Raw genomic sequence first — 12,853 nt, 5'->3', positions numbered from 1 at the left:
GTCCCGACGCCACGGAAAGCTCTAAATAATGGCCGGAGAGTAACAGGTATTAGTAATGGGTGTCCCGGACACCGGCTCGACGGCGTTCTCGCGCGAACTCGCCGCGCTCAAGCGTCGGGGATGCGCGGTCCTCGTCGTCGACGATCGCGGCCGCGGATCGACGGCGGCCTGCGAGCGACTGCTCGGCGGTGGCGGCTTAGAGCGCCGCCACGTCTTCCTCACGACCGACGCGCCCGTCGACGACCTGCTCGCGCGTCGCGCCGCCGGGACGCACGAACGCGATCCCGACAGTCTCGGCGTCGTCGACGCGACGAGCGCGATCCCGACTCGCTCCGCGGCCGCCAGCGCGCCCGCGGGGAGCGAGCCGTCGCCCGCCGCCCGCGCGTGGTACGACGCCGTCGACGCGCTCGACGATCTCACGGCGCTCTACGCGCTCGTCGAGGACCACGTCCGCCGCGTCGCCCACGACGACGCCGACCCCGGGGAGCTCCGGTTCTGTCTCGACGCCCTCGATCCCTTCCTCGACGCCGTCGATTCCGAGGCGCTCTTCCGGTTCGTCCACCTCCTCACGAGCACCGTCCGGAAGGCCGGTGGGATGGGTCACGTCCACACCGCGAGCGACCCGCGACGCGACCCCCTCGCCACCCTCGAACCGCTCTTCGACGCCACCGTCCACGTCGACGCCGACACCGGCGGAGTCCGCCAGCGCTGGGAGCTGACCGACGCCGGGATCGAGACCGACTGGTTCCCCCTCGACTAACCGTCGACGACCCAGAGGTCGCCGAACAGGTCGTCCTGCGCCAGCGTCACGCGGCCCCGATGGGCGAGAAAGAGCACCGCGAGGAACGACTCGACGCGCGAGTCGCCCGCGTCCGCCACCTCCGCGAACAGCACCTCCTCGCGCCCGCGATCGTAGTGCGCCGCGAGCGCGTCCTCGACGTCGTCGATCGTCGCCTCGATGTCCTCGCCGTGCGCGGTGTCCGTGACGTCCGCAGCCGTCGGTTCCGCGTCGGTCCGGAACTCGTCGCCGCTCCGGTAGTCGAGCTCCTGCACGCCGCGTTGGAACCCCTGCGGGCTCTCTGCGGTGTCGTACGTCCGCGACTCCTTCCACCACGATCCCCGCTCGGCCTCGCGGAGCGAACGCACGAGCTCGTCCAGCGTCTCCGGCGTCCCGCGCTGGGGTTTGCGTTCGAGGCGCCGATCCATCTCGTCCTCCAACGCCGCGATCGGGTCGACGCCGGGGGCGTCCTCGGGGAGCTCGTCCATTCCCGGCTCCCAGTCGTCCCACCCCGTCGCCTCCCCCTCGGGCTCCTCGGGCTCGTCCGGTTCGAGGAGGGCGTCCGACTTCATCCGCAACAGCACGGAGGCGTAGAACAGCGCTCGCCCCGACGTCCGCAGGTCCGCCTCGTCGAGCCTGTCGAGGAACGCGTCCGTCACGTCCACGATGTCGATGTCCCACGGCTCGATCTCGCCGTCCTTCGCCAACTGGACGAGCAACTCGACCGGCTCGACCTCCTCGTCCGTCTCGTCGCTCCCGTCCCGCCCCGGGTCGTCCGGGCCGTCGTCGAGAGAGGGGGGCGAGTCGTCGGACGACTCGTGGCCCGAGATGGTGAACGCGTCCTCCGGATTCCCCCCGTCGGTCCGTGGGTCGCGGTGGTCCCGACGCACGCGCGTCACCCGTGTTTCCGAGCGCCGGCGTCGCCGGTTCTCGTCCGCGCGCGCCTCACTGTCCTCGGGGTCCGCTCGCGGTTCGCCGCGCTCGCCGCTCGCGCTCTCCGAGACGCCTTCCCGAGGCGTCTCGCTAGTCATCCGCCGGGGCCTCCTCCCCGCTCGTCAGGTCGATCCCCGTCACGGCGCTGACGTTGTCGCCCTGCATCGTCACGCCGATGGCGCGCTCGGAGCGTTCGAGCATCGCCGAGCGGTGGCTGACGACGACGAACTGCGCGTTCTCCGCGAGCTCGTCCACGAGCTCGCCGACGCGCTCTGCGTTCACGGCGTCGAGGAACGCGTCGACCTCGTCGAGCGCGTAGAACGGCGCGGGGTTGTGCCGCTGGATGGCGAAGATGAACGCGAGCGCGGTCAGCGACTTCTCGCCGCCGCTCATCGCGTCGAGGCGCTGGACCGGCTTGTCCGCCGGCTGCGCCTTCATCGTCAGTCCGCCCTCGAAGGGGTCGTCCTCGTCTTCGAGGACGAGCTCGCCGGAGCCCGCGGAGAGCCGCGAGAAGATCCGCTGGAAGTGCCCGTCGATCGCCTCGTAGGCGTCCATGAACGTCTCGCGCTTTTGCGACTCGTAGCTCTCGATGCGCTCGCGGATCCCCTCGGCCTCCTCCACGAGCGTCTCGCGTTTCTCCTCAAGGTCTTCGAGGTCCGCCGCGACCTCGTCGTACTCCTCGATGGCGAGCATGTTGACCGGCTCCAAGGCCTCCATCTCCCGATCGAGGCGGGCCACCGTCTGCGCCACCTCGTCGATGTCGGGGATCTCCGCGGGGTCGTAGTCGCCGACGGCGTCCTCCAGCCCCGCGATCTCCTCGCGGAGGCGCTCGGCCGCGCTCTCCAAACTCTCGACGCGGCTCTCGACGGCCTCGACCTTCTGCGCCTGCTCGTCGCGGGCGCGCTGGGCCTCCCCGAGGTCCGCCTTGAGCGCCGCGCGCTCTTCCTTCAACTCCGCGAGCTCCGCTTCCAGCTCCTCGACCTCGGCCTCCTTTTCGGCGAGCGTCTCCTGTTTCGCCTCGATCTCGGCCTCGAAGGCGTCGATCTTCTCCGCCTGCTCCGCCTTCGTGTTCTGGGCCGCTTCGACGTCGTCGTGGAGGTCGTCGATCTCGTTTTCGGCGTACTGGCGTTGGAGTTGGAGGTCGTTGAGCTCGCCGTCCAGCGCGGACTGCCGGTCCTCGAGGTCGTCGACCTCGGCTTCCAACTCCTCGCGTCGCGCGGTGAGTTCGGGGATCTCCGAGTCGGCGAGCTCCGCTTCCAGCGCCTCGATCTCCGCTTCGTGTTCGGCGATCTCGTCCTCGCGTTCGGCGATCTCCTCGTCGAGTTCGCCCATCCGCTCGTCGACGTCGGCGCGCTCCGACTCGAGCTCCGCGATCCGAGATTCGAGCTCCGCGATCCGCGCCTCGGTGTCCTCCTTCTCGGCTTCCACGCGCTCGATGTCGGTTTCGAGCGAACGGACGGTGTCGAGCGCGTCCGACTTCCGATCGCGCGCGCCGTCGAGGCGCTCCTCGACGTCCCGGACGTCGTCCCGGATCGACTGCCGTTCGTCCTCCAAGTCGTTGATCCGTGCCGCGACCCGTTCGAGTTGGCCCTTCCCGGACTTCGAGAAGGAGTAGCGCGACCCCGAGCGGGAGCCGCCGGTCATCGCGCCGGACTTCTCGACGAGCTCGCCCTCGAGCGTGACGAGGCGGTAGTCGCCCATCAGGTCGCGCGCCGTCTCCATGTCCTCGACGACGAGCGTGTCGCCGAGCACGTACGAGAAGACGCCGGCGTACTGCCGGTCGAAGTCCACGAGGTTGAACGCGAAGTCGACGACGCCGGGGGCGTCGGGCGCGCGCCCGAGCGAGCGCTCGTGCATCTCCGTCAGCGGCAGGAACGTCGCGCGCCCCGCGTTGCGCGACTTGAGGTACTCGATGCAGGACTGCCCGACGCCGTCGTCGTCCACGACGACGTGCGCCAGCCGTCCGCCGGCGGCCGTCTCCGCGGCCGTCGCGTACCGGCCCTCGACGCCGCCGAGCTGCGCGACGGTGCCGTGGACGCCCTCTTCGTCGCTGTTCAGGATCGTCGAGACCGCCCGCCCGTACGACGAATCACCGGACTCCTCGGCGTTCGCCTCCAGTCGCGCGTACTCCTCGCGCGCTTCCTGCAGGTCGTCCTCGACGCCGCTCAGGTCGGCCTGTCGCTCCCGTTTTTGCGCCTTGAGGTCGGCGACGACCTCCTCGATCTGCGCCTCGTTCGCCTCCGCCTTTTCGAGCTCGTCCCGCAGGTCGTCGAGGCGCTGGTCGAACTCCGGGAGCTCCGCGCGCGCGGCCTCCAGGTCCGACTCGGCCTCGCTCACGTCGTTCGAGCGACGCCGCGCCTCGTCGAGCAGGCGGTCCTTCTCGCGCTGGAGGTCGTTTCGCGCCTCCTTTTCCGCCTCCAGCGCCTCCTTTTCCGCCTCCAGCTCGGCCTTCAGCTCGTCGAACTCGGTGTCGACGTCGTCGATCTCCGCCTCCACCTCCTCGATCTCCGCCTCCACCTCCTCGATGTCGGCCGTCACGGAGGCCTTCTCGACTTTCACCTCGCGGATCTCGCCTTCGAGGTCGTCGAGCTCCTCGTTCTTCCGGTCGATGGCGACGAACGCCTCGCGGCGCTCGTTCTCCGCGCGCTCGCGGCGCTCCTCGGCCGACTCGATCTTGTCCTCCAGGCGGCTGATGTCGCCTTTGACCTCCTCGATCTCGCGCTTGACGGCGAGCTGCTCGTCCTCGCCGGTGCGCTCGATCTCCGCGTTCAGCTCGTCGAGCTCCTCGTCGAGGCGCGCGACCCGCCCGCGGCGCGTGTCGAGTTCGTCTCGCAGTTCCGCGAGCTCGGCCGTGCGCTCCGCGACGTCGGCCTCGGTCGCCTCCAGATCGGCGCGTTTCTCCTCCAGCTCGGCGGCCTTGCGGTAGGACTCGTACTCGGACTTCTCCTCTTTGAGCTCCTGGTACTCCAGGGCCGTCTCGCGCTCGCCTTCGAGCTGATCGAGTCGATCGCGTTTCTCGGCGATGCGGAGGTCCGCCTCCTCGATGCGGTCCTCGACGACGTCGAGCTCCTCGTAGGCGTCGTCCTTCTTCGCGTCGAACTCGGCGACGCCGGCGATCTCGTCGATGATCTCCCGGCGCTCGCCGGGCGTCATGTTGATGATGCCGGTGACGTCGCCCTGCATGACGACGTTGTACCCCTCGGGGGTGACGCCGGCCTGCGCGAGCAGGTCCTGGACGTCGGAGAGGTTCACCGAGCGGCCGTTGAGGTAGTAGTAGGAGTAGTAGTTGTCCTCGGTGCGTTTCACGCGGCGCTTCACCGTGATCGTCTCCACGTCGCCGATGTCGTCGCTTCCGGCGGCGTTGACGACCTGCGAGCGGGAGAGCGTCCGATCGGCGTTGTTCAGGACGACTTCGACGCTCGCCTCTCGCGGCCCCACGTCCTCGCCGTCGCCGTCGTGGCTCGGGTTGTAGATGAGGTCGGTGAGTTTCTCGGCGCGCATGCCGCGGGTGCGCGCGAGACCGAGCGCGAAGAGGACGGCGTCGATGATGTTGGACTTCCCGCTGCCGTTCGGGCCGCTGATCGTCGTGAAGTCCTCGTAGAACGGGATGCGCGTGGTCCGCCCGAAGCTCTTGAAGTTCTCGAGAACGATTTCGTCGATGTACATCTGGTGGGACGCGGAGCCTCAGGCGACGATGATGTCGTCGAAGTCGGACTCCTCGTCGGTCTCCTCGGCACCCTCCGCGGGTGTGTCTTCCGGTTCGGCGGCCGCGGCGTCTGCGGCGTCCGCGTCGCCGCCGGCGGCCTCAGTCGTGGCGCTCCGCTCCGCGGCGCCGCCCTCGTTGGGCGCGCCGGCGGCGAGCGGTTCGCTCTCGGGGCGACCCGCGCTCTCGTGGGCGTCGTGGTAGTTCTCCAACTCTCGGATGCGCTCGTTCGCGTCGACGAGTTCCTCGGTCAGCCCGCGGACCGTGGCCTCGAGTTCCTTCACGCGGTTTTCGAGCGCGGCGACGTCCTCGCTATCGTTCGACATAGACGCACACAGGGACTCCCCGATTATAAGCGTGTGGCGGTCGCGCGTCAGACGTACGGCAGACGGCTGGCTGCTGGGTGCGGGGCGTACGGCGAGCGCGGGCGTGCCTTCGTCACGACTAAGCCGCCGGGCGTCGAATCCACCCGTAATGAGCACGCAGGCCGCCACGGAGGACCCCGCCGCCGTCATCGGACTGGAGGTCCACGTGCAACTGGAGACGGACACCAAGATCTTCTGCGGGTGTTCGACCGACGCCGCGGACGCCGAGCCGAACACGCACACCTGCCCGACGTGTCTCGGCCTTCCGGGCGCCCTCCCGGTCCTCAACGAGGGTGCGGTCGAAGCCGCCGTCCGTTTGGGGAAGGCCCTCCACGCCGACATCCCCGAGCGGACGACCTTCCACCGGAAGAACTACTTCTACCCCGACCTCCCGAAGGGCTTCCAGCTCACCCAGTACGACGCGCCGATCTGTCAGGACGGCGAGCTCGAGGTCCGCGTCGAGGACCGACGCCGCGAGATCGGCATCACGCGCGCGCACCTCGAAGAGGACCCGGGGAGCCTCCAGCACGTCGGCGGACAGATCGACACCGCCGACTACACGAAAGTCGACTACAACCGCGCCGGGACTCCGCTGGTGGAGATCGTCACCGAACCCGACTTCCGCTCCCCCGACGAGACCCGCGCCTTCCTCGCCAAACTGGAGGAGGTCCTCGAATACCTCGGCGTCTACGACGCCGAACGCGACGGGAGCCTCCGCGTCGACGCGAACATCTCGATGGTCCCCGCGGACGAGCTGGACGGCGACGTCGACGCGTCCCTCCTCGAAGAGGCGAACCGGACCGAGGTGAAGAACATCTCCAGTCACAAGGGCGCTCAACAGGCCCTCGCCTACGAGGTGACGCGCCAGCGCAACGCCATCCAGCGTGGGCGGGAGGTCGAGCAGGAGACGCGCCACTGGGACGAGAGCAGGGGGATCACGGTCTCGATGCGCTCGAAGGAGGCCGAGAAGGACTATCGCTACTTCGAGGAGGCCGACCTCCCGCCCCTCGAGGTCTCGGACTGGAAGGAGCGCTTGGAGATCCCCGAACTCCCCGACGCGCGCCGCGAGCGCTTCCGCGAGGAGTACGGCCTCTCGGCGGAGGCGGCGAGCAAACTCACCTCCACGAAGGAGGTCGCGGACTTCTTCGAGGACGTGGCCGAGCAGTACGACCCCGACCTCGCGGCGACGTGGGTCGCCGACAACCTCCTCGGCGAACTCAACTATCGGGACATGGCGGTGACGGACCTCGGCGGGCGTCTCAGTAAGTTCGAGCGCCTCGTCGAACTCGTCGCCGAGGACGAGATCACGGAGAAGAACGCGCGCGAGGTCGTCCTGCGCGGGATGCTCGACGAGGGCCAGACGCCGGACGAGATCGTCGAGGCCGAGGACCTCGGGAAGACGAGCGGCGACGAGGTGCAGGCCGCGGTCGAGGCCGCCATCGCGGAGAACCCGGACGCCGTCGCCGACTACGAGTCCGGCGACGAGGGCGCGATCAACTTCCTCGTGGGACAGGTGATGCAGAAGACCGGCGGGAGCGCGGACCCCGGGCAGGTCAACGGCCTGCTACGCGAGGAGCTGGAGTAATCAGACCTCGACGCCGCCGACCTCGAAGAACCGCCCGTCCGCGACGTAGTTGACGCCGATGAGGGCGATGCAGAGACCGCCGAGGACGGGAACGACCCGCGGGAGGACGCCCTCGCCGACCGTGAGGGCGCTGACCGCCATCGAAGCCCCGAGAACGACGTCGCCGAACCCCACCAGCCGGAGCGCGCCGACGCGCTCGCGGAGCGGGTTCGCGAAGCCGCCGGCGACACAGCAGAGGCCCGCGAGCGCGAGCAGGCCGAGTTGGACGGCGACGAGTCCGTGGAGCGCGTCGAGTCCGAAGCCGACGACGAACGCGGCGGTGAGTGCGAGGAGGACTCCCCCGAGGTAGCCGAAGTAACGCACGTGGACCATACACGGGCGTTCGACGCGGCCGACGAAGAACGTTCGCCCACGCCGCCGCGTCTCGTCCGGTTCGACGATGCCGTTCGGGCCTCGTCGAATCCCGTGGATCGGTGGTTCGCGTGCCCGACGAGTGGGGTCACGCCTCGTCGAACTGGGCAGGACGAAGTCCTGCATGCTCGACGAAGCCTTTCAGACTTCGTCGAACTCCGCGAATCGGAGAGTCACGTGCTCGACGAGCCGTTTCACGCCTCGTCGAACAGCGTCTCGCCCTCGACCATATGCGCCTCGACGGCGTCCATGTCGAGCGTGAGGCCGAGGCCGGGCGTCTCGGGGACCTTGATTCGGCCGTCCTCGATCACGTCCTCTTCCACGAGGTCCTCCCACCAGCCGAGCTCGTAGGAGTGGTACTCGACGGCGAGCGCGTTCGGGATGGCGGCGCCGACCTGCGCGGACGCCATCGTGGCGATCGGCGAGGAGACGTTGTGCATCGCCACCGGGACGTAGTACTGGTTTGCCACGTCGGCGATCTTCTGCGTCTCGCGCATCCCGCCGACCTTCGGGAGGTCGGGCGCGACGATGTCGACCGCCTGGTTCTCGATGAGGCGACGCTCCTCCGTCACTCGGTACCTGTTCTCGCCGACCGTGATCGGCGTCAGCGTCGACTTCGTGACCTCCTCTTGGACCTCGAGGTTCTCCGGGGGAACGGGGTCTTCGAGCCACCAGACGTCGTACTCCTCGATCGCGGACGCGAGGCGCTTCGCCGACCCGCCGGAGAACGTCCAGTGGCAGTCGAAGGCGACGTCCGCGCGGTCCTTCACGCGCTCGGTGACGGCCTCCACGATCTCGGCCTTGTGGCGGATCTCGCCCGGCCGGAGGTGGCGGTTCGCGCGGTCCTTCTCGTGACCGCTCGGGACGTCGAGGTCGAACTTGAGGGCGTCGTAGCCGAGCTCCTCGACGACGCGCTCGGCCTCGTCGGCGCAGGCCTGCGGATCGGCCTCCGACTCGGTGTGACAGTCGCAGTACACCCGCACCTCGTCGCGGTACTTCCCGCCGAGAAGCTGATACGCGGGGACGTCGAGGATCTTGCCCGCGAGGTCGTGAAGCGCGACCTCGATGCCGGCGATGGCGGTCACGGTGACGCCCTCGACGCTCCCCTCGCCGCTCATCTTCTGGACGAGGTGCTCGTAGAGCCGGTCGATGTCGAGGGGGTTCTCGCCGATGACGAACGGCGCCATCCGGTCGATCAGCTCGGGGACGCCCGCGCCCCAGTAGGCCTCGCCCGTGCCGACCACGCCGGCGTCGGTGTAGATCCGGACGAGCGTCCACGGGAAGTTCCCGTCGACCATCGTCGTCTGCACGTCGGTGATCTCGACGTCGCGCCCGCCGCCGCGCTCCGCCGTGACGCCCATCGTCTCCGCGGAGAGCTCGCGCATCGTGTACTCCGCGTTCGGATCGTGGAGGTCTCGGTAGTCCTTCGCCATAGTGGCGAGGTTCACTCGGCGTAGGGTAAATCTTGTGAGTCTTTCCTGTTAGTCTCCGTCCGCGAGTCGGTTGAGGGCGTAGACCGTCCGGAGGACGTTGCCGGCGGCGCCCTGCGCGTACGTGAGGCCGTCGGTCTCCCGGACGTGATCGAGGACGCGCATCGAGGCGTGCTCGGGCGCCGCGGCGATCCCCGCGTCGTTCGCCGCCGCCCACTCCATCACGCGGAGGTCGCTCTTCGAGTCGCCCATCACGAGCGTGAACGGGTCGTCGATCCCGAGCACGTCGAGTGCGGCCTCGACGCCCGCGACCTTGTCGAGCTCGCGCGCCGTCACTTCCGCCGCGTCGCCCTCGTAGTAGGCGAGCTGCACCCGTCCGAGGACGTTCTCCACCCCCTCCGGGACGGCCTCTCCGTCGGGGAGGACGCCCGCCTCGTCGAGGACCGCCGCGATCTCCGGGTCGCGCGTCGCGTAGTAGGCGCGCACGTCCGCGGGCGTCGCGCCGTCGATCGCCGCCGCGAGGAGTTCGGTGACGTAAACGATGGCGTCGTCGATGATCTCGACGGCGGCCTCGCTCCCCGTCTCGTGGTTCGGCTTCAGGGTGACGTTGAACTCGTTGCCCTGCAGGTGACACCCCCGTCGGACGCCCTCGGGCGCGTCGGGCAGGACGCGCGAGCGGACGTACCCGAAGACGTCACGGACGCGCTCGTCGAGGTCCTCGTAGAGCAGGCGCTTCGTCTCCGATCCGTGGCCGGGCGTGAACACGCCGCTGCCGGCCTCGTAGACCACGGAGACGTCCCCCGAGTGGACGAACTCGTTGCCGAGCCCCTGATTAAGGAACCCCTTCACGTTCTCCAGCGTCTGACCCGTACAGACGACGATCGGGACGTCGTGCTCGTGGAAGACGGTGAGGAGGTGGAGTGTCTCGCGCGGGATCTCGTTGTCCGTGCTGCCCGCCGAACGCAGCGTCTCGTCGACGTCGAGCACGAGGACGTTCACCGGCCGCTCGTGCTTGCTGTGGAGGTCGAGAGCGGTGAACGCCTGCTCGCGCGTCGCGTGCGCGGCGAGCGACGCGTACGTCTCGCCGTGCGCGTCCGCCACCGCGTCCCGGCGCTGTGCGAGCTCGTCGCTCGCCTCCTCCCAGTACTCCAGCGCCACCCGCGAGTCGACCGGCGGGAAGAGGTCGATGAAGTCCTGATACGCGCGGAGCGTGTCGGTGTCGAACGTCTCGTACAGCGCGTACAGCTCGTCGTACCGCTCCATGGTCCGTGTCGTCGCCGTCGCCGTATAAATGGCCCCGGTCGCGTCCCATCGCGCGGCGCCGTGCCCCGTCGTCGGTGCCGGGGGTCGCTCGTCTGTCGGCAACGAAACGACCATACAACCGGCCCCCGAAGCCGCACGACATGAAGAACGTCGACGACCTCATCGACAGCGCCGGCGACCTCGCCGCCCGCGGGCTCTCGCGGGGCGAGATCGCGGACGAACTGAACGTCTCGCGCGAGACGGCGAGCTGGCTCGTCGAGCGCGCCGGCCGGAGCACCGGCGCCGCCGAGACCGAGACGGGGAGCGCGGCGACCGGCGGCCCGCAGGACGTCCACGTCGACTGGAGCGCGATCGGCGAGGCGGGCGCGCGCCTCTCCGCCGTCGGCGCCGCGCTCGCCGACCTCCTCCGGGAGCATAGCCACGACGTCGACCTCGTCATCGGGGTCGAGAAGGCCGGCGTCCCGCTCGCCACCGCCGTCGCGCGCGAGCTCGAGACCGACCTCGGGACGTACACCCCCCGCAAGCACCAGTGGGAGGAGGGGGACATCGAGGACCTCGGCGGGAGCTTCAGCCGCAACTTCGCGCAGGTCGAGGGCCGCGACTGCTTCATCGTCGACGACACCATCACCTCCGGCACCACGATCAACGAGACAATCGAGGCCATCGAGGAGAGCGGCGGGCACGCCATCGCCGCGTCCGTTCTCGTCGACAAACAGGGCGTCGGCGACGTCGACGGCGTTCCCGTCGACGCGCTCATGCAGGTCATCCGCGTCGGAAACGACGGCGACGGCGACGTCGGGGCCGACGAGTAAGGCCGTTCGGGGACGACTACGTCGTCCGCTCGCGGGTCGTGCCTCCCCGCTCGTCGTTCGGCGGCACCTTCGGTGCCGCCTGTCGCTCACGGTGTCACCGTTCGCTCGTTCGGGGGCGACGAGTCGCCCCCAGCACAACGCCTTTCCCCACACACCACCAACCGGTGTGCATGACGTTCGATCCGATGAGCGAGGGGCTGGACGACGACGAGGTGCGAGAGACGGTGGACGCGGCCATCGAGGACAACGAGGTCGTCCTCTTCATGAAGGGGACGCCCGTGATGCCCCAGTGTGGCTACTCGAAGCGCGCGGTCGGTCTCATCACCCAATACCGCGAGGACTTCGAGGCCGTCGACACGCTCCAGAACCTCGGGGCGTTCCGCGAGGCGCTGAACGAGCACTCCGGCTGGGAGACGATCCCGCAGACGTACGTCGACGGCGAGTTCGTCGGCGGGAGCGACGTCCTCGCGCAACTCGACGAGGAAGGCGACCTCGCGGCGACGCTGAACGCCGCGGACGCCGGCGAGGACGAGAAGGCCAGCGCGACGAGCGAGGACGCGACGACCGCACCGGACGGCGGCAGCGACGAAGACCTCGACGCGCCCTTCTAACGTCTCCGTCGTCTCTCCGTCTCTCGAAGCCGCTCACGTCGCCCGGAGCGACGGCGTCGGCGTTACTGATCCGGGAGCGCGTTCCACGGCGCGAAGCCGGGATCGACGCGGCGCTCCGCGGCGTCGATGGCGTCGATCCGCCGGATCTCGGCGTCGCTCAGCTCGACGCCGAGGCTCCCCCAGTTGTCCGCGATGTGGTCCGCGGAGGTGGCCTTCGGGATCGCCGTGACGCCCTTCTCGCGGAGCCACGCGAGCGCGACCTGCGCCTCGCTGGCGTCGTGGTCGGCCGCGATGTCGCCGAGCACGTCGTCGCCGAAGACCTCGCCGCGTGCGAGCGGCGAGTACGCGACGAGCTCGATGTCCGTCTCGTCCATGAACGAGCGCAGCTGTCGCTGCTGGAGGAACGGGTGCATCTCGACCTGATTGGCGAAGATCGGTTCGTCCATGATCTCTCGGGCCTCCTCTACGTGCCGGCGCTCGAAGTTCGAGACGCCGATGTGCTCGATCGTGCCCTCGGCCTTCAGCTCCTCCAGTGCCGGCAGGGTCTCCTCGGGGTCGTACGTCCGGCCCGGCCAGTGGATGTAGAGGAGATCGACGTAGTCGACGCCGAGCTTGTCGAGGCTCTCCTCGGTGCTCTCGATCACGCCGTCGCGATCGGCGTGGTCGATCCACACCTTCGTCGCGAGGAACACGTCCTCGCGGTCGACGTCGGCGTTTGCGATACCGCGACCCACGGACTCCTCGTTGCCGTACGCTTGTGCGGTGTCAATGTGTCGATATCCGGTTTCGAGCGCCGTCTCGACGGCGTTCGCGCACGCGTCCGGATCCGTGTTCTCCCACGTCCCGAGTCCGAGTCGGGGCATGCCGTTCGCGCGCGGAACGTCGTCGCTGGTGAACTCCGACATGTCCGACACCTATCCCGGAAGCGCCAAAGGCGTTCGGGCGGCGGCGAGGCCCACCAC

At 69.2% G+C, this 12,853-nt stretch carries 10 protein-coding genes and 1 pseudogene; 4 read left to right on the top strand and 7 right to left on the bottom strand.

The genetic code is table 11. The features are described 5' to 3' along the window. The first annotated feature begins 55 nt into the window (after window positions 1-55). On the top strand, window positions 56-760 hold the full coding sequence (locus tag J2754_RS12770; RefSeq protein ID WP_188878502.1) for a DUF7504 family protein: 705 nt from the start codon (window positions 56-58) through the stop codon (window positions 758-760). Here J2754_RS12770 and J2754_RS12765 read toward each other — a convergent pair. From J2754_RS12765 to J2754_RS12755, 3 genes are read right to left on the bottom strand one after another with little or no spacing between them, the layout of a single operon-like run. Continuing rightward, window positions 757-1,809: a segregation and condensation protein A gene (locus J2754_RS12765; protein ID WP_188878503.1), complete on the bottom strand. Its 1,053-nt coding sequence runs from the start codon at window positions 1,807-1,809 to the stop codon at window positions 757-759. The two genes, J2754_RS12770 and J2754_RS12765, sit on opposite strands and share 4 nt — an antisense overlap. Continuing rightward, window positions 1,802-5,377 carry a chromosome segregation protein SMC gene (smc, locus tag J2754_RS12760; RefSeq protein WP_211087643.1) on the bottom strand — a complete coding sequence of 1,192 codons (3,576 nt, stop codon included), beginning with the start codon at window positions 5,375-5,377 and terminating at the stop codon, window positions 1,802-1,804. Before smc ends, J2754_RS12765 begins: the two co-directional genes overlap by 8 nt. Before the next feature lie 18 nt (window positions 5,378-5,395). Next, window positions 5,396-5,740 (bottom strand): DUF7518 family protein, encoded by a 345-nt coding sequence (locus J2754_RS12755; RefSeq protein ID WP_211087642.1) that lies wholly within the window; start codon window positions 5,738-5,740, stop codon window positions 5,396-5,398. A gap of 148 nt (window positions 5,741-5,888) precedes the next feature. On the opposite strand from J2754_RS12755, the gene gatB reads away from it, so the two are divergent. Further along, window positions 5,889-7,364 (top strand): Asp-tRNA(Asn)/Glu-tRNA(Gln) amidotransferase subunit GatB, encoded by a 1,476-nt coding sequence (gene gatB, locus J2754_RS12750; protein WP_211087641.1) that lies wholly within the window; start codon window positions 5,889-5,891, stop codon window positions 7,362-7,364. On the opposite strand, the gene J2754_RS12745 is transcribed toward gatB, so the two are convergent. From J2754_RS12745 to J2754_RS12735, 3 genes are all read right to left on the bottom strand, one after another. Next, window positions 7,365-7,736 (bottom strand): DUF7994 family protein, encoded by a 372-nt coding sequence (locus J2754_RS12745; RefSeq protein WP_188878508.1) that lies wholly within the window; start codon window positions 7,734-7,736, stop codon window positions 7,365-7,367. Window positions 7,737-7,969: 233 nt separating this feature from the next. Next, window positions 7,970-9,208, bottom strand: coding sequence for a mandelate racemase/muconate lactonizing enzyme family protein (locus J2754_RS12740; RefSeq protein WP_188878509.1), 1,239 nt, complete (start codon window positions 9,206-9,208; stop codon window positions 7,970-7,972). A gap of 48 nt (window positions 9,209-9,256) precedes the next feature. Further along, window positions 9,257-10,468 carry an HAD family hydrolase gene (locus J2754_RS12735; protein WP_188878510.1) on the bottom strand — a complete coding sequence of 404 codons (1,212 nt, stop codon included), beginning with the start codon at window positions 10,466-10,468 and terminating at the stop codon, window positions 9,257-9,259. Window positions 10,469-10,608: 140 nt separating this feature from the next. Here J2754_RS12735 and gfcR point away from each other — a divergent pair, with 140 nt between their 5' ends. Together gfcR and J2754_RS12725 are read left to right on the top strand one after the other, a co-directional pair. After that, window positions 10,609-11,280, top strand: a complete 672-nt coding sequence (gene gfcR, locus J2754_RS12730; protein ID WP_188878512.1) for a transcriptional regulator GfcR — start codon at window positions 10,609-10,611, stop codon at window positions 11,278-11,280. A gap of 170 nt (window positions 11,281-11,450) precedes the next feature. Continuing rightward, window positions 11,451-11,795: pseudogene (locus J2754_RS12725) on the top strand (glutaredoxin family protein); the annotation flags it as partial. A gap of 158 nt (window positions 11,796-11,953) precedes the next feature. On the opposite strand, the gene J2754_RS12720 reads toward J2754_RS12725, so the two are convergent. Beyond that, window positions 11,954-12,796 carry an aldo/keto reductase gene (locus J2754_RS12720; RefSeq protein WP_188878515.1) on the bottom strand — a complete coding sequence of 281 codons (843 nt, stop codon included), beginning with the start codon at window positions 12,794-12,796 and terminating at the stop codon, window positions 11,954-11,956. Window positions 12,797-12,853: the final 57 nt, after the last annotated feature.

Source organism: Halarchaeum nitratireducens, assembly GCF_017874695.1.
Taxonomy (GTDB): Archaea; Halobacteriota; Halobacteria; order Halobacteriales; family Halobacteriaceae; genus Halarchaeum; species Halarchaeum nitratireducens.
This window is presented reverse-complemented; position numbering and strand designations above follow the sequence as displayed.

What these genes read in the sequence shown, in the direction of transcription:
- J2754_RS12770 (WP_188878502.1), top strand. Translation starts at nt 56, where the DNA reads ATGGGTGTCCCGGACACCGGCTCGACGGCGTTCTCGCGCGAACTCGCC.
- J2754_RS12765 (WP_188878503.1), bottom strand. Translation starts at nt 1,809, where the DNA reads ATGACTAGCGAGACGCCTCGGGAAGGCGTCTCGGAGAGCGCGAGCGGC.
- smc (WP_211087643.1), bottom strand. Translation starts at nt 5,377, where the DNA reads ATGTACATCGACGAAATCGTTCTCGAGAACTTCAAGAGCTTCGGGCGG.
- J2754_RS12755 (WP_211087642.1), bottom strand. Translation starts at nt 5,740, where the DNA reads ATGTCGAACGATAGCGAGGACGTCGCCGCGCTCGAAAACCGCGTGAAG.
- gatB (WP_211087641.1), top strand. Translation starts at nt 5,889, where the DNA reads ATGAGCACGCAGGCCGCCACGGAGGACCCCGCCGCCGTCATCGGACTG.
- J2754_RS12745 (WP_188878508.1), bottom strand. Translation starts at nt 7,736, where the DNA reads ATGGTCCACGTGCGTTACTTCGGCTACCTCGGGGGAGTCCTCCTCGCA.
- J2754_RS12740 (WP_188878509.1), bottom strand. Translation starts at nt 9,208, where the DNA reads ATGGCGAAGGACTACCGAGACCTCCACGATCCGAACGCGGAGTACACG.
- J2754_RS12735 (WP_188878510.1), bottom strand. Translation starts at nt 10,468, where the DNA reads ATGGAGCGGTACGACGAGCTGTACGCGCTGTACGAGACGTTCGACACC.
- gfcR (WP_188878512.1), top strand. Translation starts at nt 10,609, where the DNA reads ATGAAGAACGTCGACGACCTCATCGACAGCGCCGGCGACCTCGCCGCC.
- J2754_RS12720 (WP_188878515.1), bottom strand. Translation starts at nt 12,796, where the DNA reads ATGTCGGAGTTCACCAGCGACGACGTTCCGCGCGCGAACGGCATGCCC.